Genomic DNA, 21624 nt, shown 5'->3' with positions numbered 1-21624 from the left:
TCAGAACCGAAGCTCTAGATTCTTGTTTTGACGCGTTTTCTTCACGCGAACCGGTGTCCACTTCGCTCGAAAACGCTCTAGATCACCACCTCGCGCATCACGCGGCGGCAATCCATCTCATATTCGAGATCGACCACCGGCGGCCGCGCGAAATGCCAGGTCAGGCCCGAGCGCAACGCGCCGCGGCGGACCAACTCGTCGACGAGCGCATGGTGGAAATCGTGCACGGAATAGGCCTGCACACCCGTGGTGTCCTTCCAGCCGAAGCCGAAGGCCGCCATCCGGCTTTCCATCTGCGACGTCGTGGTGAAGCGCACCTTCTCGCGCAGCCCTTCCGGGCTGAGATCGCGGTAGCGTACGGTGCGCTCGACATAGGTGCCGCTACCCTCGCGCGCCTCGGCGCCGCCGGCGATCACGAAGCTCGGCGCCTTCGAGCGTGTCGGGCGGGTGAACGAGAACGCATAGAACGACGGCTCGGACGGCGGATCAATCTCGGGACAGACATTGCTGCGCGCCACGGGATTGGTGGTACCGTCGAAGATGCCCCATTCAGACAGCGTCTTCACATAGTGCAGGTTGAACGCGCGAAACCCCTCCTCGCTGAAGGCCGCCGGCGAACGCAGCTCGCAGGCGCAGAACGCGGTCAGCGGACGCCCTGCCTCCTGGATGAACTTCGCAGCCAGCGCGAACCCTTCCGCAAGCGGCACCAGACGGTCGAAGCGGACGCGCTCGATCTCATAGCCATCATCCGCGGCGGCACCCGCCGAATATTGAAACACGGACGGAATGAAACGGTAATTTCCGGCAGAGAACTCACGGATCATGACGAACTCCTATTCAAGCTGCATACGAACGCCCTTGGCGCCGTTGAGCAGGCGCTTCAGATGAAAGCCGGCCAGAGAGTCGTCGGCGTGCATGCCGACCAGCGCGGCGAAGGCCGGCATGGCCGCGGCGTCGCCGGCCGCCATCTTGGCGAAAGCCTCCAAGTACAGCGCCGTTTCCGGGGCTTCGTATTTGGCCGGCGGCAGCGGCTCGAACGCGCGCAACGGCTCGCTGCGTCCGCGCAGCATCAGTTCCCCCACGGGGCGGCCTTGAAAATTCTCAGCCGCCTCGGCGACGCTGGCGCTGACGCAAATGCGGCTGCCCAGATGCTTGTTGGCGGCCTCCAACCGCGCCGCGATGTTGATGGAGTCCCCATACGCAGTGTAGTCGAAGAAGCGGTTACCGCCGAAATTGCCGACCAGCGCGGGACCGGCGTGAATGCCGATGCGGGTGGCGCCGAAAGTGACGCCCATGGCACTCTGGCGCGCGCGAAAATCTTGCGCCCAGGCATCGAGCTCGTGGGCACAGGCAACCGCGCGCGTGGCATAGTCCGGCTGATCGCCGGGCGCGTTGAAGAGCACCTGGATCGCGTCGCCGATGATCTTTGCGACCGTTCCCTCATGAGCGAAGACGATTTCGGTCATGCCGCCGACATACTCGTTGAGCAGCTTGCCCAACGTCTCGGGTGGCGCGGTCTCGACCAGCGAGGTGAAGCCGGTAATGTCGGTGAAGATGGTGGCGACTTCGCGCCACTGCACTTCGATTCCCTCACCCTCACCGCTGGCGGCCAGACGCTTGGCAAGCTCGGGCGAGAAATGACGCGATAGCGCGGCGTGGGCGCGCTCGGCTTCCGTCTGGCGCCGACGCACCTCGCGCAGCATCTCGATGTGGCGGATGGTCTTGCCGATCGTGGCTTCCAGATCGGCGAAGTCGATCGGCTTGGTCAGGAAGTCGAACGCGCCGCGGTTCATGGCGGTTCGGATGTTGCTCATGTCACCATAGGCGGAGACGATGATGGTCGATTTCTTGTCTTCGGCCTCCTGGAGCTTCGCCAGCAGCGACAGGCCGTCCATCCGGGGCATGTTGATGTCGGAGACGACCATGTCGACATGGGGGTTCTGCTCGAGCGATTCCAGCGCCTCGAGACCATCGCGCGCGAACACGAGCGCGAGCTGCCCCTCGCGGATCTGCCTGCGGAATTTTTGCAGGACCAGCGCCTCGAGATCCGGCTCGTCGTCGACGAAGAGGATGGTCGCAGTCATGCGGCTTTCTCGAGCCTCGTGTCGATCTCCTGCCGCAGCAGGGCAAAGTCGATCGGCTTGGTGAGCAGCCCGACGGCGCCGCGCTCGATCGCCTTCCGCCGCGTCTCGGCGTCGCCATAGGCCGTGATCATGATGACGGGAACGTCCGGATGTGCGGCGCGGACCTTCGGCAGCATGTCCAGCCCGCTCATGCCCGGCATGTTGATGTCGGACAGGATCAGGATCAGCGAGGGATCGCGAACCTCCGCCGCGCGCTTGAGCGCATCGGGCGCGGACGTAGCGAACTCCATCTGGAAGCGGCCGGCGCGCAACTCGCGCCGGAACTGCTGCCGGAACAGCGCCTCGACGTCGGGTTCGTCGTCGACGACCAGGATGTAAACGTTCACGACTTGCCTCCGGAAGTGCCGCCTGCCGCCATCGTGCGCGGCAGGGTGATGATGAATTCGGTGAATACACCGGGCTCGGTGTCGACGTCGATGGTGCCGCCGTGCTGCTTCACGACGATATCATGGCTCATGGACAAGCCGAGACCTGTGCCCTCGCCGGCCGGCTTGGTGGTGAAGAAGGGATTGAACATCTTCTCTTTCACTTCCGGCGGAATTCCGGTGCCGTTGTCGCGGATTCGGATCTCGACCATGGTCCCGCGGTCTTTGGTCGTCACGTGCATGGTGGGCTCGAAGGCCTCGCCTGCGCCCTCCTTGCGCTTGGCGGTAGCGTAAAGACCGTTCGAGATGAGGTTGAGCAAGACGCGCGTGATTTCCTGCGGATAGATGTCGACCATGCCGGCGGCAGGATCGAGCGCGCGTTCGAGGGTGACGTTGAAGGACGGCCGTTCGGCGCGCGCGCCGTGATAGGCCAGATTGAGACTTTCCTCCACAACCGCATTGATGTCAGCGGCCCGATGCTCGCCGGAGCCCTGGCGCGAATGCAGCAGCATATTCCTGACGATGGAATCGGCGCGCTTGCCGTGCTGCACGACCTTTTCGAGGTTGCCCCTGAGCATGCCGGTCAGCTCGTCGACTTCTTCCCTGGTCTTGCCGTCGAGCTTTGCCGCTTCGAGCACCTCGTTGAGCTCGTCGATCAGCTCGGTCGAGAGAGCGGAGAAATTGTTGATGAAATTGAGCGGATTTTTGATCTCGTGAGCGATGCCGGCGGTGAGCTGGCCGAGAGAAGCGAGCTTTTCGGTCTGCACCAGGCGGTCCTGCGCGGTGCGCAGCTCTTCGAGAGAGTGTGACAATTCTTCAGTGCGTTTGCGCAATTCGGCCAACAACCGCGCGTTCTCAATGGCAATCACGGCTTGTGATGCAAACTGCTGAAGCAGCTTCACCTGCTTCTGCGAAAATGATCGATCCTCCTGTCGAAAGATCATGACGTTTCCGACGACGCGGTCATCCTTCTTCAATGGCACAGCGAGCAGGCATCGAGCGCCGCCAAGGTCGACCAATGCGCGCCGATTTGGTTCGCCGTTGCGGTAGGGTTCGGAGTGGAGAAGATCGGTGATCTCTACAAAGTCGGCGCCTTCCAACAGCCGCGCCGGCGCCGTGGCCGGCCCATAACGCAGCGGTTGCGATCGCCGATACTGTTCGTAAGCGGGAGAGAGCCCTCGGGTAGCCGCGGTATGGAAATGCCCGTCAAAGGTATTAAGTACACCAAAATCTGCATCACAAAGCTGCATGGCTTTGTCCAGCATCGCGTCGAACACGGGAGCCAGGTCACCTGGCGAACTGCTGATGACGCTCAATACTTCCGCAGTCGCGGTTTGCTGTTCGAGAGACTCGCGCAGTTCTGTTGTCCGCCGCTCAACCTTCTGCTCCAAGTCCGCATAGGATTCCTGCAGGCGCGCGCCCATGTCGTTGAACTGGTCGGCCAGTCCTTCGAGCTCATCGCCCGTCCGAATCGAAATGCGCTGGGAGAAGTCGCCGCCGCCGATCCTTTCGGCGCCGCTGCGCAGCGCCTGGATCGGCCCGACCATGCGGCGCGCGAGGAATATCCCCGCCAGCACCGCGAAGATCGACGCCGCGAGCAGCACGATCGCGAGCCGCTGCAGCGAAGCGTAGAGCGATGCATAAGCCTCCTCGACCGGCAGCTCGACGAACATGGTCCAGTGCAGCGGCTCGATCGGCGCCGATGCGGTCAGGACCTTCTGGCCCTGGATGTTGCGCGCTTCCTCGAGCGCATCCGGCATCGTGCCGCCGGCAGCCTGCGCGGCGTGCACCTGTGCGAGGCCTGACATGTCCGTGTTGCGGAGCACGAGGCTGATGTCGGGATGCGCGATCAGGCGGCCTTCCGGACCGACCACATAGGCATGCCCGTGCTGGCCGACCTTGATCTGCGAAACCACATCCCAGATCAGCTTGAGATTGACCTCGGCGATGCTGACACCGGCATCCTTGCGCGCGCCGGCGAGCGCCAGCGTCATGTAGGGCTCGGACTCCCGGCGGAAATACACCGGGCCGTAATAGACCTTGCGCGCGACGGCTTCGGTAAACTTCGGATCGCTGGACAGGTCGATCCCGCTCTCGATCGCGTCCATGGCGAGCCGCGAGACCCGCAACCGTTCCTTGCCGGTCGAATCCACCTGGGCAAGCTCGGTGATGGCAGGCACCTGGCGCAGCAGCCGCAGCGCGTCGAACCGGCGCTGCTCGATCGAGCCCGCCGACCACGGCAATTGCGTGGTCCAGCCGAGCTGGCTCTCGATCTCCTTGACGAACTGGCCGATCTTGGCCGCAGCCGCCTCGGCCTGCTCATGCTGGACCCTGATCAGCGAAGCCTTGTGCTCGCGATAATAGAAGAAGACCTCGAACAGGCCGTTGGCGAGCAGCGCGATGGCGACGACGGCGACGAACAGCGCGACATATTTGGTGAACAGCCTAGTCCTGATCCCCGGTCCCGCGGCCGCGCCAGAGGCAGCGCTGGCCGGAGCGGGGCTCGGCAGCGTGCTCGCTCGCGGGGTATCGGGATGGAGGGAAAGGCTCATCCCGCGGAACCTAGCAAGAAGACCTGCCCTTGTCTCTCGCAGGCGCGGGAAGACCACAGGCCGCGGCGCCGGATGGCTATTAAGGTGACGGAACGAAAAAGGGGCGGCAACGGACCCGCCGCTGCCGCCCCTTTTGTTTGCTTCCCAGCCGCCTCAAGTCGGCCGCAGGGCCTTGGTGCCGAGATCGAGCTCATCGACCTGCCTATTCCGCTCGGAATCGGCCGCAGCGCGGTGGTCGGTGGCCAGCACGACATACACCGCCGGCAGCACGAACAGCGTGAACAGCGTACCGATCGACATGCCGGCGACGACGACCAGGCCGATCGAGAAGCGGCTGGCCGCACCTGCGCCGGTCGCGGTCAACAGCGGGATCAGGCCGGTCACCATCGCGGCCGTGGTCATCAGGATCGGCCGCAGGCGGATGCGGGCCGACATTTCGATGGCCGAACGGCGGTCGAGCCGCTCCTTGACCTGGAGCTCGTTGGCGAACTCCACCATCAGAATGCCGTGCTTGGTGATCAGGCCGACGAGAGTGAGCAGACCGACCTGCGTGTAGATGTTCATGGTCGCCACGCCGAAGAACAGCGGGATCAGCGCGCCGACGATCGCCATCGGCACCGAGATCATGATCACGAACGGGTCGCGCAGGCTCTCGAACTGCGCTGCCAGCACCAGGAAGATGATGATCAGCGCGAAGCCGAAGGTGATCGCGAGCTGGTTGCCTTCCTGTACATATTGCCGGGAGTCGGCCAGATAATCGTGGCTGAAACCCGCGGGCAGCTTCTTGGCTTCACCTTCGAGGAAGTCGACCGCTGCGCCCACTGTCACACCCGGCATCGGCACGGCCGAGAACGTGGCCGAATTGAGCTGATTATAGTGGGTCAACGAGTTTGGATCGGTCTTGGTCTTGATCGAAACCACGGTCGACAGCGGGAGCTGCTGGCCGGTGTTGGTCGTCACATAGTAACCGCCGAGCGAGTCCGGTGACAGCCTGTTGGCGCGCGGCACCTGCGGGATCACTTGGTAGGACCGGCCTTCGAGATTGAAGCGGTTGATGTAGTTGCCGCCGAGCAGCACCGCGAGCGTAGAGCCGAGGTTCTGCATGTTGACGCCGAGATCCTGCGCCTTGCTCCGGTCGATCGTAACCTGAACGTTCGGCTGGTTGTAGGCGAGGTCGCTGTCGGAGACGATGAACATGCCGCTCTTGCGCGCAGCATCCTTCAGCTTCTCCATCTGCTCATAGACGGTTTGGTAGCCCGCGGTCGAGTTGATGACCATCTGCACCGGCAGACCACCCGGACCGCCCGGCAGCGGCGGCAGGTTGAACGCAAAGGCCTGCACGCCTTCGATCTTCGAGAGCTCGGCCTGCACCAGCGGCTTCAGCTGGATCGACGAGCGCTTGCGCTCCTCCCACGGCTTCAGCAGCATGCCGGCGATGCCGCCCTGTGGACCGTTGATGCCGTTCAGCACGAAGCGCAAATCGGTCTCGGGGAATTTCTGGAATTCCTTGTCGAGCTTGTCGCCGTAGAAATCGACGTAGTCGATGTTGGCGTATTTCGGCGCCTTGGTCACCGCGAACACGATGCCCTGGTCCTCCTCGGGCGCCAGCTCCTTCGACGTGTGCATGTAGAGGAAACCGACGAGGCCGAGAATCGTGATCGCGAACAGCCCGGTGATCGCCTTGTAGTCGAGCGACCGATCGAGTCTGCGGCCATACCAGCGCGTCAGCGCGCCGAACACCCGGTTCACGAGCTTGGCGAAACGGCCCTCCTCGGTGTTCTTGAGGAGCACCGAGCACATCATCGGCGACAGCGTCAGGGCGATTACGCCCGACACGATCACCGAGCCCGCGAGCGTGAAGGCGAACTCGCGGAACAGCGAGCCGGTGAGGCCCCCGAGGAAACCGATCGGAGCGTACACCGCCGCGAGCGTGATGGTCATCGACACGACGGGGCCGACGATCTCGCGCGCGCCCTCCATCGCCGCCTGCACCGGCGTCTTTCCTTCTTCCAGATGGCGGTGGATGTTTTCAACCACCACAATGGCGTCGTCGACCACCAGGCCGATCGCGAGCACCATCGCGAGCAGGGTCAGCAGATTGAAGCTGAAGCCCAGCGCCAGCATCAGCGTGCAGACGCCGATCATCGACAGCGGGATGGTGACGACCGGGATGATGACCGAGCGCAGCGAGGCCAGGAACAGGAAGATGACCACGATCACGATGATCACGGCTTCGCCCAGCGTCTTCTCCACCTCGTCGATCGAGGACTGAATGAACTTGGTCGAGTCGTAGGCGACCTTCATCTTCATCGACGGCGGAAGGTTGCGCTCGAGCTCCGGGAACAGCGCTCGCACGCCCTTGACCAGCGTCAGCGGATTGCCTTGCGGCGTCGCATTCACACCAATGAAGATTGCATGCTCGCCGTTGAAGGCGACGCTCGCGTCGGTACTTTGTGCCGCAAGCTCGACGGTCGCGATGTCCTCCATCCGGACGAAGCCGCCGTCCTTGGCCTTCACGATCATCTTCCTGAACTGGTTGACATCGGTGAGGCTGGTGTTGGTCGAGATGTTGGAGACGATCAGATAGCCCTTGGTCTGGCCGGCCGCGGACTGGAAGTTGTTGGCCGTGATCGCGGCCGCAACATCGGCCGGCGACACGTTGCGGCCGGCCATCTTCATGGGATCGAGCCACAGCCGCATCGCAAAGGTCTGGCCACCGAGGATATCGGCCGAGGCAACGCCGTCGACGGTCGACAGCACCGGCTGCACCACGCGCGTCAGATAGTCCGAGATCGCCGAGCCCGACAGTTCCTCGGAGGAGAATCCGAGATACATCACGGCCGTGGTCTGGCCCGTCGTCTTGGTGACGATCGGGTCGTTCGATTCCTTCGGGATCAGGTATTTGACCGAGTTTGTCTTGGCCAGCACCTCGGTGAGCGCCTGGTTCGGATCGAAGTTCAGCTTGATGTAGACCTGAATCGTCGAGGTGCCGAGCACCGAGGACGAGGTCATGTAGTCGACGCCTTCGGCGGAGGCGACCGCCTGCTCGATCGGCGTGGTGATGAAGCCCTGGATCAGGTCCGCGGACGCGCCGGGATACACGGTCGTGATGTTGATGACCGTGTTCGACAGCTTCGGATATTGCCGGATCGGCAGCACCATCGCCGCGCGCAGGCCGATCAGCAGGATCAGCAGGCTGACCACGACCGACAGGACCGGGCGTTTGATGAAAATATCGGTAAAGCGCATCGCGGCGATCTCGATTTCTTTGTCTCAAGTAAAGTGATCCGGCCGGGCCGGATCACTTGGATGTATTGGATCAGTAACGCGGCGGCTGCGCCGGGATCTGCGGAGCGGGGTCGGTCGAGATCGACACTGCCGCACCCGATTGCAGCTTGAGCTGACCGACGGCAACGACCTTGTCGCCCGCCTTGAGACCCTTGACGATCTCGACACGGCCTTCGACACGGCTGCCGGTCTGCACGAAGGTGCGCACAGCGGAGAGGCTGGTCTTGCCGTCGTCACCCTTCTTCTCGGTGATCACGAATACGGAGTCGCCGTACAGCGTGTAGTCGACCGCCGTCTCCGGAACGGTGATCACGGCCGGCTTGTCCGGCAGAACCACCGTGGTGGTCACGAACATGCCGGGCTTGAGGATTTTTTCCGGATTGGCGATCGTCGCCTGCACCCGGATGTTGCGGGTGTCGGTTGCGATCTGCGGCTCGATCGTGGTGACCTTGCCCTCGAAGGTGCGGCCCGGATAGGCGTCGACCTTCAGCCGGACGGTCTGGCCGACCTTGAGGTTGCCGGAATCCTTTTCGGTCACGGTGAAGTTCGCCCACAGCTCCGACAGGTCGGTCAGCGACACGATCGCCGTGCCGGCCGTCAGATACTGGCCGACTTCGACCTTGCGGACGCCGAGATCGCCGGCGAACGGCGCACGCACCAGCTTCTGCGAGATCAGCGCTTCGGTCTTGGCGATGCCGGCCTGCGCCTGGTCATAGGCGGCCTGGGCGGAATCGACGGTCGCCTGCGGACCGAACTGGCGCGAGGCCAGCTGCTTGGCGCGATCGAGCGACAGCTGCGCCACGGTGGCCTGGGCCTTGTAATTGGCAAGGTCGCCCTGCTCCGGTGCGTCGAACAACTGAACCAGCGGCGTGCCGGCCTCGACACGCGTGCCCGGCTCGAACTTGATCTCGGTGACGCGGCCGTTGACGTCGGCGCTGACGTCAACCTGATGCACGGCGACGAGGCCGCCGACCGCGGTGAGCAGGTTCGGCACCACCTCGGACTTCGCCTCGGCCGCGCTGACCGCGGTCGGCGGCGGCTTGTTGTTGGCGAAGAACTGCTTGATCATCTGGCCGCGGAAGTAATTGAACCAGACGAGGCCGCCGACGAGCACGGCCAGCAGCGTGCCGACGATGATGAACCAGAGCACCGGCCGGACCGGACGCTTGGGAGCCTTGTTGTCGATCGGTTCGCCCGAAATCTTGTGTTCGGTTACGATGTTCATGTCATGCGCTCTCTGCAATCGCCGTTCTGCCGGCATCCGCGGCCAGATTGTGGCCCAGATGCGAAGCAATTGCGGCGTCGTTAAGTCCGATACCCCTCAGGAGAAACTCACACAGCTGCCGCTCGAGGTCCTCAGCCTTGCCGTAGACGAGGCAAGGCGTGGCCGGCAGCCTGGTCAGCGCTGCGGTCATCACCGTGTGATGCGCAAACCAGAACAGGTTGAGCGGTTCGCCGTTGCATGGCCGCGCGTCACCACTGGCAACGGCACGTTCGAGCGAGGCGACGAAGATCGCGCCGATCAGCGTCTCGATCTTGGCATACAGCAAACGGGCGAATTCGCCATCGTCCAAATGACTGGTGGCCATCAGTCGCAGGCGCTGCGCCTCTTCCTGATCGGGACCGTCGGCGATGTGGAGGAAATGCTGGACCATGCTGCGGATCACCTCGACCAGCGTGGCGGTCGAGGGCTCGCGCTCGAGCAATTCGGTCAGCGCCGGATCCGCCTCGCATTCGTCGCTCAGGATCTCGGCGTAGAGCGCCGCCTTGGATGGGAAATGCTTGAACAGCAACGCCTCGGAAATGGCAGCCGCAGCCGCCACGCTCTTCGTCGTGGTGCCGGTATAGCCATGTCGGGCAAAGCAGCGCTTCGCGGCACCGAGGATCAATTGACGCCTCAGGTCGCTCGTCATACGCAATGAGCTCATGCCTAGTGAGTAAGCACTCACCTACGTAAAAGTCAAGCACTATGTTGCATCGCAACCTAAGTGCGTTGGAAATTCAGTGGAAATTGGCGCCGCCTGCGCGGGTCGCGTGCAGGACCAGGGCCCGGCCGGGACGAACTGACCCGCCGCTAGATCGGCTGAAAGCCGAGGTCCCCCCGGATGCGGTTGAGGATGTAGGTCCCGTCCCGGGTGGGCAGAATCCGCTCCAGGCTGGCGCTGTCGATCTTCACATTGGCAAAGCGCGGCCCGGCCGAGACGTCATGGACGGCTTTGGCGAAGGCGTCGACCTCGGCCATGGTCGTAACAGCCCGGCTGTCCGCGATGCCGCAGGCCCTGGCGACGCCGACGAGGTCGGCGGCCGCGGAGGTGTGGCTGGTCTGGCCACCGGTCTCGCCATAGGCTTCGTTGTCGAGCACCACGATCGAGAGATTGGCCGGCTTCTGAAGGCCGATGGTGGCAAGGCTGCCCATGCCCATCAGCATTTCGCCGTCGCCGGTGATGACCAGTACCGGCAATTTCGGCTGCGCCAGCGCCAAGCCCAGCCCGATCATCGCCGCACCGCCCATGCCGCCCCAGAGATAGAAGTTGCGAGCGTGGTCACCGGCTGCGCACATGTCGTTGGTGGAGGCCCCGAGGCCACCGATCGCAACGACATCCTTGCGGTTCGCCAGCAGCGTGGACACCACCTGGCGGCGGTCGAGGAGATTGGCCTTGCTCATTTGGTGAAAACCTTGGCGCCGATCAGGCGCTGCGACAGCAGGACGGCGGTGGGGGTCAGCGCGTTGTAGGCTTGCGATGCAGCAGCTTCGAGCACGGCCGGTACCTCGGCCGCGTTCGAGGCGCGCAGCACCTGGACGCCCGAGAGCTCGAACACGCCCTGCGTGGTCGAGCCCATCGGCACCTGCCACGGATTGAACTCGCCCCACTCGCCGCGCATGGTCACGAGGGTGAGGAAGGGAAAGCGCAGGATCGGGATCAGCGACAGCATGTTGATGCAATTTCCGACGCCGCTCGACTGCATCAGCAGCACGCCGCGCTGGCCGCCCGCCCAGGCGCCCGCGAGCAGCGCCACGCCCTCCTCCTCCGTCGTCAGTGAAATGCCGCGCATGGTGGAGGATGCCAGCACGCGCTGGATCAGCTTCGAATGGCCGGCGTCAGGCACGTAAGCCACCTGCCGGACGTCGAAGCGTTGCAAGGTTGCGAAAATATCGTCGGGCCAATTCGGCGCCGTGTCGGCAGCCTCAGCGTGGGCGTGCATTTTCCTGTCCAGTCGGCTAGCAAGGTGCCAAGACTCTAGATGCCAAGACTGTAGACGCATGCATGCGCCGATCAGAACAACAAAAACGGCATAACGGCTTTAACCGGCGAGTATAACGGGATGAACGCAGATGCGAAGGCGCTGGCAGCCAGCTTCGACCTCGAGAAGCTGACGCCGGAATTTTACGACGACCCCTATCCGACCTATCGTGCACTGCGGGAGAACGAGCCGGTCAAGCGCCTGCGCAGCGGCACCGTGTTCCTGACCCGCTACGACGACCTCGTCACCACCTACAAGAATACCAAGTCATTCAGCTCGGACAAGAAACGCGAGTTCGCGCCGAAATACGGCGACACGCCGCTCTACGAGCATCACACCACCAGCCTCGTCTTCAACGACCCGCCGTCGCACACCCGCGTCCGCCGGCTGATCATGGGCGCGCTGTCGCCGCGGGCGATCGCAGGCATGGAGGGCGATCTCGTCAAGCTGGTCGACGGCCTGCTCGACGCCATCGCCGCCAAGGGGAGTTGCGAGCTGATCGAGGATTTCGCCGCGTCCATCCCCATCGAGGTGATCGGCAATCTACTCGACGTCCCCCATGACGAACGCGGGCCGCTGCGCGACTGGTCGCTGGCGATCCTCGGCGCGCTCGAACCCGTGGTGTCGCCCGACGCGGCCGCGCGGGGCAACAAGGCCGTGACGGATTTCCTGGCCTATCTCGAAACGCTGGTTGCGCGCCGGCGCGAGAAGCCCGGCAATCCCGAGCGCGACGTGCTGACGCGGCTGATCCAGGGCGAGGAGAACGGCGAGCGGCTGACCGAGAAGGAGCTGCTGCACAATTGCATCTTCCTGCTCAACGCCGGCCACGAGACCACGACGAACCTGATCGGCAACGGCCTGGTCGCACTGGACCGTCACCCGGACCAGAAGCAACGGCTGATCGACAATCCCGACCTGATCAAGACCGCGGTCGAGGAGATGCTGCGTTTCGAAAGCTCGAACCAGCTCGGCAACCGCATGACCACCGAGAAGGTCGAGCTCGGCGGCGTCATGCTCGAGGCCGGCACGTCGGTGACGCTGTGCATTGGCGCGGCCAATCGCGATCCCGCGCAATTTCCGGACCCCGAACGTTTCGACATCGCGCGCACGCCGAACCGGCATCTCGCCTTTGCCTCCGGCGCGCATCAATGCGCCGGCATGGCGCTGGCGCGGCTGGAGGGCGCCATTGCGATCTCGCGCTTTCTGGCGCGCTTCCCGAACTACGCGGTGAGCGGGAAGCCTGTGCGGGGCGGACGGGTGCGGTTTCGGGGCTTTTTGAGCGTGCCATGCGCGCTTCGCTGAGGTGCCACCACCATCGGCCGATTGCGTGGACGTTGGGGTGATCCAGCCGCCGCGACATCGGCGCCAGAGTGCAGTCGTTGCCCGTCGGCGGCCGCCGAGGGGATGAACGCGCAGCCCGCATTCGCGCCTGTCATGGCTGCGCCCGGCGCCGCACCGCGCCGACCTCTTCACGCAATTGTTTGAAGTGAAGTTGCACTAAATGGCAAATGAACGCTTGCGTCGCGCTCGCGACATTTGCCAACATTCAACTTCAGGTGATGTTTTCTTATTTATACACGATCCAGGTAACTCCTGGATTCTGATTTTGAAAGAGGTCCCGATATGGTCGATTCCAGCGCGCGATCCGTGCCCTCTCCCGCCGCCGGCACGACGGAGCCTGGCACGGGGCAGCCGAACTATGCGGCCATCCCAGGACTCGAGCTGCTGGGGTCGGGCTTCAATCCCTTCGATGTCAACGCTTCGGTGTTTGCCCCATCGTCGCTGCGCGGATCGCTGGTGACGTTCATGGGGGCCGGGGGGACCGACTTCATGACGACCACAGTGCCGTATCAGGATGACGTTGGCGGCATATGGCCCGTCCCGCCTGGCAGCGGCGATCCGTTGGCGGGAACGGCATATCAGGTCCCCGCCGATGTACATGTCGCCGGGGTCTTCAGCGCGACCAGTTCGGCGCAGACGTTCTACACCTACCAGCAAATTGCCGACTATTATAGCGTTCAGGCCGGCCTCGAAGGCGGAGACGGGCTCTTCTGGGCGTCCGCAAATTCCGCCTTCTCGTCACAAAACTGCGAGAGCAGCTCGTACTTCTATGGCATCAAGGAGACACTCTCGGAGAGGTGGAGCCTCACTCTCGACAATGCGCTGCTGTATGCGCAGTCGCAGACCAACGGATCATCGTGGGACGCGGTTTTTTCCCAGGTGGCCAAGGCTCTTCCGGCCACGTTCGATCCGACGGAGAAGTCATGTGTCGATCGATATCAGACCTTCTTCACCAAGTACGGCACCCACGTCGTGGCATCGGTGTTCGTCGGCGCCCGCAGCAGTCTGAGCGTTGCCATCGAACGATCGTCGAATATCAGCGAGACCGACGCGTCTCTCGATATCTCCGCTGAGTACGACCTCGTGACCGGCTCGCTCGGGATGAAGAGCTCCTATACGAATAACAATTACGAGAGCGATCGAAAGAGCAAGTTCCTGGCGATCGGCGGCAACGAGACGCTGGCATCCCTCGCGTCGAACGCGCCATCTGCACAGTCCAATACAGACGCGAAACTGACAAACTATGAAGCTTGGATCGCCAGCACCGGCGCAAACCCAGCCACAATTTCGATCACGCTCGTCGGAATGTGGGAGTTGTGCGTCTTTCCGGAGACCGTCAAGACCGCGCTCAAAGCGGCGTATGTCTACTTCTCGCTGCCTAACAGCGTCCTGCCATTCTACAGCTACGTCGGAAGCAACAGTGCCGACTATCTATATACCACATTGGAAAACCCGGAGGGCACACCGACCCACATAAAATTTTCAAGCTACAAGCTGATTGGCACTCCATTCTACGTATTGCCGCAAACGACAAATTGCCAAACGGCAACGACACTGCATCGCTATTACAACAAGTCGGTCCACTTCTTCACGACAGACACTGCGAGCGATGCGGCCGTCATAGCGGACGGACGTTACACCGAAGACCTGAGCTATTTCAGCAAAGCCCTGCCCTTGCAGCCCCAGGGCCTGCAATCGAACGCGCTCGCGACCGTTTACCGCTGGGCCCTCCGAGATGGCGGCCATTGTTTCGGCCTGGACCCGGACGCTCCGCCGGTGCCAGCCACTGAAATAGTGGCGGCGGAAGGAGAGAAATGGACGGCTTTCGCAAATGGGCCGTCCGATCCCTTCAGTCTTTCCGGTGCGCGCTAATACAGGGATGGACCAGCATGCAGGTCATATACTCGAACGCTGCCTTGCTCCAGGTGAACGCTCAGTGTCCGCCTCAAAATCACAACGCACTCTTTGACGAGATTGCCCAGCAGATGCAGACCAATGCATACGTGCGGGACAATCCAGAACGTCACGATACCGAAGCGAAGTACTTCTCACTTACTATCCAAGACCCGCGCTGGCCAATGGTCATCGCCAGGGCGTATGTAAGCGCCATGAAGAAGACAGGAATTGTCAGGAAGACATATGTGGCCACGCAAGTGATGGTCATTGGCTTCCAGTAGCGCCGGCGTTGCAGTGACAGCGCAGCGATCTCCATCCCTGTCGGGAGCTACACCACCGTCCTGTGCCTGGTAATGCAGGTACTGAGCACCTCGTCCATCGACCTGCCCCACCAATCGTTGGAGAAGATTTCGATCTCGGAATAGCCGGCAAAGCCCTGCGCTTCGACGGCGGCACGCACCGATCTGATGTCGATGACGCCGTCCCCCATCATGCCGCGGTCGTTGAGGATGTCCCTGGTCGGGACAAGCCAGTCGCAGACGTGGAACGCGAGGAGACGATCCCGGCCCGCGCGGGCGATCTGCCCCATCAGTTCCGGGTCCCACCAGATGTGATAAACATCGAGCGCGACGCCGAGCATGCCGGTGCGGCCGGGGTCGAGCCGGTCGCAGATGTCGAGCGCCTGCTTTGTCGTGTTCACGCAGGCCCGGTCGGCTGCATAGGCCGGATGCAAGGGCTCGATCGCCAGCGGCAGCTTTGCCTGTCTGGCGTAATCCAGCATGTCGGCCAGCGCCTCCTCGACCTGTCCGCGCGCTGCCGCGATGTCCTTCGACGCCTCGCTACCCGGCCGCGAATATTGCGGCAGGCCGCCGACGACCAGGACGATGCAAGGCGCACCGAGCGCCTTGGCTTCATCTACGCAGCGGCGGTTGTCGTCACGCACTTCACCGCGGCGCGATGCGTCCGAGGTGAACATACCGCCGCGGCAATAGCCTGACAATTCAAGGCCGGCATCACGCACCGCGCGCGCGGCACGGTCGAGACCCACGGCGGCGACCTGGTCGCGCCAGGGATCGATGGCGCGGATGCCGTGCTTTGCGCAGGCCCCGACGATGGCGACGAGGTCACCCTGCTTGCGGACGGTCGCCGTGTTGAGCGACAGCCAGCGGTGGTCGGACGAGAAATCACGCATCAGGATTCGATACCGTGGATGGCGAGCACGGTCTTCATCCGCTGCGTCGCGAGTTCAGGGTTGGCGAGCAGGCCGGCCTTGTCCGCCAGACGGAACAGCTCGGCCAGATGCAGCGTGGAGCGCGTACTCTCCTGCCCGCCGACCATGGTGAAATGATCCTGGTGGCCGTTGAGATAGGCCATGAACACCACGCCGGTCTTGTAGAACCGCGTCGGCGCCTTGAAGATGTGGCGCGACAGCGGCACCGTCGGGCCCAGCACGTCGTGGAAGCCGGCTGCGTCGCCGGCCGCCAGCCGCGACAGCGCGTAGGAGGCCGCCGGCGCGATCGCGTCGAAGATACCGAGCAGCGCGTGCGAAAAGCCCTCGCTGTCGCCCGCAATCAACTCTGCGTAGTTGAAGTCATCGCCGGTGTACATCTTGATGCGCTTGTCGAGCCGCCGGCGCATGTCGATCTCGCGCTGCTTGTCGAGCAGCGAGACCTTGACGCCATCGACCTTGGCGGCGTTGCCGTTGATGATGGCGACGGCCGTATCCATGGCCTTGTCGAGATCTTGCGTGCCCCAATAGCCTGAAAGCGCGGGATCGAACATGTCGCCGAGCCAGTGGATGATGACGGGCTCGCGGACCTGCGACAGCACGCGATCATAGACCGTGGCGTAATCGTCGGCATTGCGGCCGAGCTTTGCCAGTGCGCGCGAAGCCATCAGGATGATCCGGCCGCCCACCTTCTCGACCGCCGAGATCTGCTCCTCATAGGCGCGGATCACGTCGTCGAGGCTTCTGGCGTCCTCGACCGCGAGATGATCGGTGCCCGCACCGGAGAACACCAGCGCGTTGCGGCGCTTGGCGGCGCCGACCGAGCGGGTGATCAGCTCCAGTGACGTCGGCCAGTCCAAGCCCATGCCGCGCTGGGCGGTGTCCATGGCTTCGGCAACGCCGAGGCCGAGGTCCCAGACGTGTTCGCGGAATGCGATGGTCTTGTCCCAATCGACGGCGACCGACAGCCATGGGTCGTTGTCCGCAAAGGGATCGGCGACCGTGTGCACGGCCGAGAAGGCGATGCGGTTCAGCGGCCCCTCGAGCTTTGCGGGGAAAGTACGCGAGGCCGCGAGCCGGTAGGTCTCGATGGAGCGATCGGCCCTCGGCAGCTTGAGCGATAGGGATGACATGGGCAACACGGGCTTGTTCATGATTTCAGACCTTGATCGGGGCGACGTCGATCCAGCGGCGCTCCTTCCAGCTCTTCAACGCGCATTCGGCGAGCTGCACGCCCTTGGCGCCTTCGAGCAGGGTGAATTTGTAGGGCGCATCCTCGTAGACGTGGCGGATGAACATCTCCCACTGTTCCTTGAAGCCGTTGTCGTAAGCGACGTTGTCGGGCAGCTTCTGCCAGTCGCCGTAGAAATCGTGCAGCCGCTTCTCGTCGGGATTCCACACCGGACGCGGGGTCGCCTGCCGCGCCTGGATCATGCAGTCGGAAAGGCCCGCGACCGCCGAGCCGAGCGTGCCGTCGACCTGGAAGGTGACGAGATCGTCGCGATAGACGCGCGTCACCCATGACATGTTGATGTGCGCGATGATGCCGCCTTCGAGCTGGAAGGTGGCGTAGGCGGAATCATCCGCGGTTGCCTTGTACTTCTTGCCATGCTCGTCGTACCGCTCCGGGATGTCGGTGTTGCCGATGCAGCTCACGCTCTGGACGTTGCCGAAGAGGTTGTCGAGCACGTAGCGCCAGTGGCAGACCATGTCGAGGATGATGCCGCCGCCGTCCTCGTCGCGGTAGTTCCAGGAGGGACGCTGCGCCTCCTGCCAGCCGCCTTCGAACACCCAATAGCCGAACTCGCCGCGCACCGAGAGGATGCGGCCGAAGAAGCCGCTGTCGCGCAGGAAGGCGATCTTCTTCAACCCCGGCAGGAACAGCTTGTCCTGCACCGTGCCGTGCTTGACACCCTTCGAATTGGCAAGCTTGACGACTTCGAGCGCCTCCTCGAAATTCGTCGCGATCGGCTTCTCGCAATAGACGTGCTTGCCGGCATTGATCGCCTGGGTCAGCAGACCCGGGCGCGCCTGCGTGGTCGCGGCGTCGAAGAACATGGTGTCGTTCTTGTCGGCGAGCGCGGCATCGAGATCGGTTGTCCAGCGCGTGATGTTGAAGCGCTTGGCGAGCGCCTCGACCTTCTCCGCGCTGCGGCCGACCAGGATCGGATCGGGCATGATGCGGTCGCCGTTCTTGAGTTGGACACCGCCCTGGTCGCGGATCGCGACGATCGAGCGGACCAGATGCTGGTTGAGCCCCATGCGGCCGGTGACGCCGTTCATGATGAGACCGAGGCGTTGGGTGGTCATGCCGGATTCTCCTGAAGTGATTTCGGCTGTTCGAGCGGACGAAGCGCCGACCAGTCCGGATGGACCGACGTCGCAAAGCCCGTTGTGTTGAGCGATTCCGTCAGGAGATCGCCGTTGTGAATCGCGAGGCGGATGCCCTGCCCGGCATCGGCATAGAGATCGGGATGCGCGGCGGCGAAGGCCGCAGCCTCCGTGGCCAGCGCGTCGCCGAAGCCGTCGACGTAGTGATGGCCGTTGCGCTCGGCATGGGTGACGCCGATGAAAGCGCCGAGCGCGAGGTCCTGCTGCACGGCGAGGCCGACCTGGCAGGTCAGGTCCTCGCCGGTCACGAAGACGCTCTCGCCGCCCGCGCTCCACTTCGCCGCCCGCGTCGCGTTGACGATGGATTTGTAGAGTCCCTTGCAGGACTTCGAGGAAATGCCGCGATAGCCGAGCGCCCGCGCCGCGGGGAATGCATCGTAGGAATCGTCGGCCTCGTCGATGATGAAGCTACGCACGGCGAGCGAGCCGAGCGGCGATTGCCGGGTGATGTCGCGCGGCATCGGCTGCTCGACATAGAGCAGGCGCGAGGCGATCGGTCGAAGGTCGGGGTCACGATTGAGCCGGTCGATCAAGGCCCGCAGCTCCGCGAGATCGGCGTATTGTTCGTTGGCGTCGAGCGTCACCTTGGTGTCGTGCCGGAGTGTATCGAGCTCCTTGCCGATGCGCACCAGCCGCACTGCGTCGGCCGTGGGATCGCCCGACAGTTTCAGCTTGAAGTAATTTGCACCGGCGTTCTCACGTGCATCGGCCACACCGCACTCACCTTCAACGATGTCGTCGAGGCCCACGGTATGCCTGATCGCAACACGCGGCAGCGGCTTGCGGCCGGCGAGAAACGTCGCGAGATCCGCGTCCTCCAGGTCCGGCGAAAGCCGCGCATCGATGCCGGCGATGTTGCCGGCCATCCCGTCGAAGAAATTGGTCTCGACGCCACGCAGAAGCGCATCGAGGATCGCCTTGTCGATCTCGGCTGGACCATAGGCCGCGGCAAGCGCCGGAATGTTCTTCTTCGCACAGGTCGCGACCTGCGCGCCGATGCATGACGCATGCAGATCGAACGCGGTCTGGAATCCGGCCCGCGCCAGGTAAAGACCGCGCGCGATCTCCAGCGACCGGCGCAAACCATCGACCGTCTGCTCCGGCGACAGCTCCGGGCGCTTGTCGAACCATTTCGGCACCAGCAGCTCGGCGCTGGCCCCCACGGCGGCCCCCTTCCCTTCGACCTCGATCTCGACCCGCACGAACAGCTGCGGCGTCGCGTTGATCGTGATCGCACCAAAGCGGAACGGCCGCGCGAACTGCACGGGTCGTTCGAAGAAGGCGATGTCTCGCAGCTTCAGGCGCGGTGCCATGGTTTCAGTCCAGCGAACCTTGCGAGAAGAAATGCTTGCGGATGCGTTGCACGAGCTCGGTGAAGACAGGATCGGCCATCACATCGAGCGAGCGCGGGCGCGGCAGCGGCACGTCGTAGATCGCGGCGACGGCACCGGGCCGCTCGGTCATGACCAGGACGCGGTCGGCAAGGAACACGGCCTCGGGAATCGAATGCGTGATCAGCAGCACCGTCTTCCTGGTCTCACGCTGGATCCGCATCAATTCGACATTCATGCGCTCGCGCGTCAGCGCGTCGAGCGCGCCGAACGGCTCGTCCATCAGCATGATCTTGGGATCGTGCACCAGCGCGCGGCAGATCGAGGCGCGCTGCTGCATGCCGCCGGAGAGCTGCCATGGCAGCTTCTTCTCGAATCCTTCGAGGCCGACCAGCTTCAGCAGTTCTTTGGCGCGGGTGAGATATTGCTCTCGCGGCAGCCGCTTCATGTCGATCGGCAGCATCACGTTCTTGAGGATGTTGCGCCAGGGCAAGAGCAGTGCGTTCTGGAACACGATGCCGACATTGCCATGTGGCGTCGTCACCTTCTCGCCCTCGACCAGGATCTCGCCCGATGTCGGCGGCAGCAGACCCGAGATCAGCTTGAGCAGCGTGGACTTGCCGCAGCCGCTGGGGCCGACCACAACGAAGAATTCGCCGTCATTGATGTGGAAGTCGAGCGGCCGCAGCGACGGCACGTCGCCGTCGCGCGTCCGGTAGGTCTTGGACACGCCCGACAACCTGATGCCCGACGCATCGCCGGCAGCCCGGTCGCTCACCAATCTCAGATGCGCGGCCGGCTGCGCGGTTTCATTCATGGCTGTCGCAGGTTTCACGAGCCACTCTTCGGCAGATAATCGTTGGTGTAGAACGCCTTCGGGTTCTCCTTGGCCTTGGCATCGAGACCGCCATATTCGACCAGCAGATTGACGGTCTCGGTCATGTTCTGGTCGGTGACCTGGAACGGGCGCTTGCCCTTGGTCTCCGCGGTCCGGTAGAGCGGAATCGTCAGCTCAAAGCCCTGCGTCAGCGTGTCGATCTTGCCGCCCTTGGGGTTGGCATCGAGAATCGATTGCGCCGCGGCCTTCGGCTCCTTCTCGGCGGCTTCCACCGCCTTGGTCGTTGCCGACATGAAACGGCGGACGAGATCGGCATTGGCCTTCACATAGTCGGCGTTGGCGATGATGCCCGAGGAGACCATGTTGATGCCGTAGTCGGCAAATTTGATCGGATAGACGTCCTTGCCGGTGGCGTCCTTGATCTTCATCGACTGATCCATGACGTAGCCGAGCAAGAGATCAGCCTGGCCGTTGATGACGGCGTTGAGCTTGGTCTGGCCGTCGCCAGCGACGGTCTTGAAGTCGCTTTCCTTCAGGCCGGTCTTCTTCAGGAACAGCGGCCAGATCTGGGTCATGGAGTCGGCCGGCGTGATCGCGACCGTCTTGCCCTTGATGTCCTCGGGCTTCCTGATGTTCTTGTCGGCGAAGCCCATGGCGGACATCGGGCTGGTCTGAAGCAAGACACCGGTCGCAACCACGGGCGCGCCCTTGATGGCAGCGCGCATCATGGTGGGGACGTCGACATAGCCGAAATCGGCGGTCTTGGCGGCGACGGCCTGCGTGGTCGCAGCCGAGCCGCGGCCTTCCTGGATCTCGAGCTCGATGCCCTCGGCGGCATAGATGCCCTTGGCCTTGCCGTAATAGAACGGCGCGTGCTCGCCATAGACGTACCAGTTGAGCATCAGCACAACCTTGTCGGCCGCCTGCGCCGGCATGGCCGCAAACGCCATCAGCGCCACGGATGCAGCCCCAATCAACCGCTTCATCGTCACTCTCCCTTGCCTTTG

18 protein-coding genes are annotated in these 21624 nt (G+C 63.4%); 3 read left to right on the top strand and 15 right to left on the bottom strand.

The annotated features are described in order from the left end of the window. Positions 1 to 77 precede the first annotated feature (77 nt). The 9 genes from cnbZ to TSA1_RS37985 all read right to left on the bottom strand — a co-directional run bounded on the left by cnbZ (position 78) and on the right by TSA1_RS37985 (position 11553). Positions 78 to 824, bottom strand: coding sequence for a 2-amino-5-chloromuconate deaminase CnbZ (cnbZ, locus tag TSA1_RS38025; RefSeq protein ID WP_100180796.1), 747 nt, complete (start codon positions 822 to 824; stop codon positions 78 to 80). Between the two features lie 9 nt (positions 825 to 833). Next, on the bottom strand, positions 834 to 2084 hold the full coding sequence (locus TSA1_RS38020) for an adenylate/guanylate cyclase domain-containing protein (protein WP_100180795.1): 1251 nt from the start codon (positions 2082 to 2084) through the stop codon (positions 834 to 836). Further along, entirely contained in the window at positions 2081 to 2470 is a 390-nt protein-coding gene (locus TSA1_RS38015; RefSeq protein ID WP_100180794.1) for a response regulator, read from the bottom strand. Before TSA1_RS38015 ends, TSA1_RS38020 begins: the two co-directional genes overlap by 4 nt. Further along, positions 2467 to 5061, bottom strand: coding sequence for an ATP-binding protein (locus TSA1_RS38010; protein WP_100180793.1), 2595 nt, complete (start codon positions 5059 to 5061; stop codon positions 2467 to 2469). The genes TSA1_RS38015 and TSA1_RS38010 overlap by 4 nt, the downstream gene beginning before the upstream one ends. Before the next feature lie 153 nt (positions 5062 to 5214). Further along, positions 5215 to 8310, bottom strand: coding sequence for a MexW/MexI family multidrug efflux RND transporter permease subunit (locus TSA1_RS38005; protein WP_100180792.1), 3096 nt, complete (start codon positions 8308 to 8310; stop codon positions 5215 to 5217). 70 nt (positions 8311 to 8380) lie between these two features. Beyond that, positions 8381 to 9574 carry an efflux RND transporter periplasmic adaptor subunit gene (locus TSA1_RS38000; protein ID WP_174719259.1) on the bottom strand — a complete coding sequence of 398 codons (1194 nt, stop codon included), beginning with the start codon at positions 9572 to 9574 and terminating at the stop codon, positions 8381 to 8383. A gap of 1 nt (position 9575) precedes the next feature. Further along, complete coding sequence (locus TSA1_RS37995; RefSeq protein ID WP_100180790.1) at positions 9576 to 10277, bottom strand: TetR/AcrR family transcriptional regulator; 702 nt, start codon at positions 10275 to 10277, stop codon at positions 9576 to 9578. A gap of 146 nt (positions 10278 to 10423) precedes the next feature. Continuing rightward, positions 10424 to 11014 (bottom strand): thiamine pyrophosphate-dependent enzyme, encoded by a 591-nt coding sequence (locus TSA1_RS37990; RefSeq protein WP_100180789.1) that lies wholly within the window; start codon positions 11012 to 11014, stop codon positions 10424 to 10426. Beyond that, positions 11011 to 11553, bottom strand: a complete 543-nt coding sequence (locus TSA1_RS37985) for a thiamine pyrophosphate-binding protein (RefSeq protein ID WP_100180788.1) — start codon at positions 11551 to 11553, stop codon at positions 11011 to 11013. Before TSA1_RS37985 ends, TSA1_RS37990 begins: the two co-directional genes overlap by 4 nt. Before the next feature lie 120 nt (positions 11554 to 11673). Here TSA1_RS37985 and TSA1_RS37980 point away from each other — a divergent pair, with 120 nt between their 5' ends. The 3 genes from TSA1_RS37980 to TSA1_RS37970 all read left to right on the top strand — a co-directional run bounded on the left by TSA1_RS37980 (position 11674) and on the right by TSA1_RS37970 (position 15110). Continuing rightward, positions 11674 to 12894: a cytochrome P450 gene (locus TSA1_RS37980; protein ID WP_100180787.1), complete on the top strand. Its 1221-nt coding sequence runs from the start codon at positions 11674 to 11676 to the stop codon at positions 12892 to 12894. 321 nt (positions 12895 to 13215) lie between these two features. Continuing rightward, positions 13216 to 14805: an MAC/perforin domain-containing protein gene (locus tag TSA1_RS37975; RefSeq protein ID WP_100180786.1), complete on the top strand. Its 1590-nt coding sequence runs from the start codon at positions 13216 to 13218 to the stop codon at positions 14803 to 14805. Positions 14806 to 14822: 17 nt separating this feature from the next. Next, positions 14823 to 15110: a hypothetical protein gene (locus TSA1_RS37970; protein WP_100180785.1), complete on the top strand. Its 288-nt coding sequence runs from the start codon at positions 14823 to 14825 to the stop codon at positions 15108 to 15110. Between the two features lie 47 nt (positions 15111 to 15157). On the opposite strand, the gene TSA1_RS37965 is transcribed toward TSA1_RS37970, so the two are convergent. The 6 genes from TSA1_RS37965 to TSA1_RS37940 are packed head-to-tail and all read right to left on the bottom strand — an operon-like array spanning position 15158 to position 21603. Next, a complete protein-coding gene (locus TSA1_RS37965) occupies positions 15158 to 16021 on the bottom strand; it encodes a sugar phosphate isomerase/epimerase family protein (RefSeq protein WP_100180784.1) in 864 nt (287 codons plus the stop codon). After that, complete coding sequence (locus tag TSA1_RS37960) at positions 16021 to 17211, bottom strand: dihydrodipicolinate synthase family protein (RefSeq protein WP_100180783.1); 1191 nt, start codon at positions 17209 to 17211, stop codon at positions 16021 to 16023. Before TSA1_RS37960 ends, TSA1_RS37965 begins: the two co-directional genes overlap by 1 nt. A 4-nt stretch (positions 17212 to 17215) precedes the next feature. Continuing rightward, positions 17216 to 18367 carry a Gfo/Idh/MocA family protein gene (locus TSA1_RS37955; RefSeq protein WP_100180782.1) on the bottom strand — a complete coding sequence of 384 codons (1152 nt, stop codon included), beginning with the start codon at positions 18365 to 18367 and terminating at the stop codon, positions 17216 to 17218. Continuing rightward, the gene (locus tag TSA1_RS37950) at positions 18364 to 19761 is read right to left on the bottom strand and encodes an enolase-like domain-containing protein (RefSeq protein WP_100180781.1); all 1398 of its coding nucleotides are present in this window, start codon (positions 19759 to 19761) and stop codon (positions 18364 to 18366) included. The genes TSA1_RS37955 and TSA1_RS37950 overlap by 4 nt, the downstream gene beginning before the upstream one ends. Before the next feature lie 4 nt (positions 19762 to 19765). Then, positions 19766 to 20596: an ABC transporter ATP-binding protein gene (locus TSA1_RS37945; protein ID WP_174719378.1), complete on the bottom strand. Its 831-nt coding sequence runs from the start codon at positions 20594 to 20596 to the stop codon at positions 19766 to 19768. A 14-nt stretch (positions 20597 to 20610) separates the two neighbouring features. Next, positions 20611 to 21603, bottom strand: coding sequence for an ABC transporter substrate-binding protein (locus TSA1_RS37940; RefSeq protein ID WP_174719258.1), 993 nt, complete (start codon positions 21601 to 21603; stop codon positions 20611 to 20613). Between the last annotated feature and the right edge of the window lie 21 nt (positions 21604 to 21624).

The organism is Bradyrhizobium nitroreducens, assembly GCF_002776695.1.
Lineage (GTDB): Bacteria > Pseudomonadota > Alphaproteobacteria > Rhizobiales > Xanthobacteraceae > Bradyrhizobium > Bradyrhizobium nitroreducens.
Note: the sequence above shows the minus strand (reverse complement) of the source record. Positions and strands in the feature narration are given on the sequence as shown.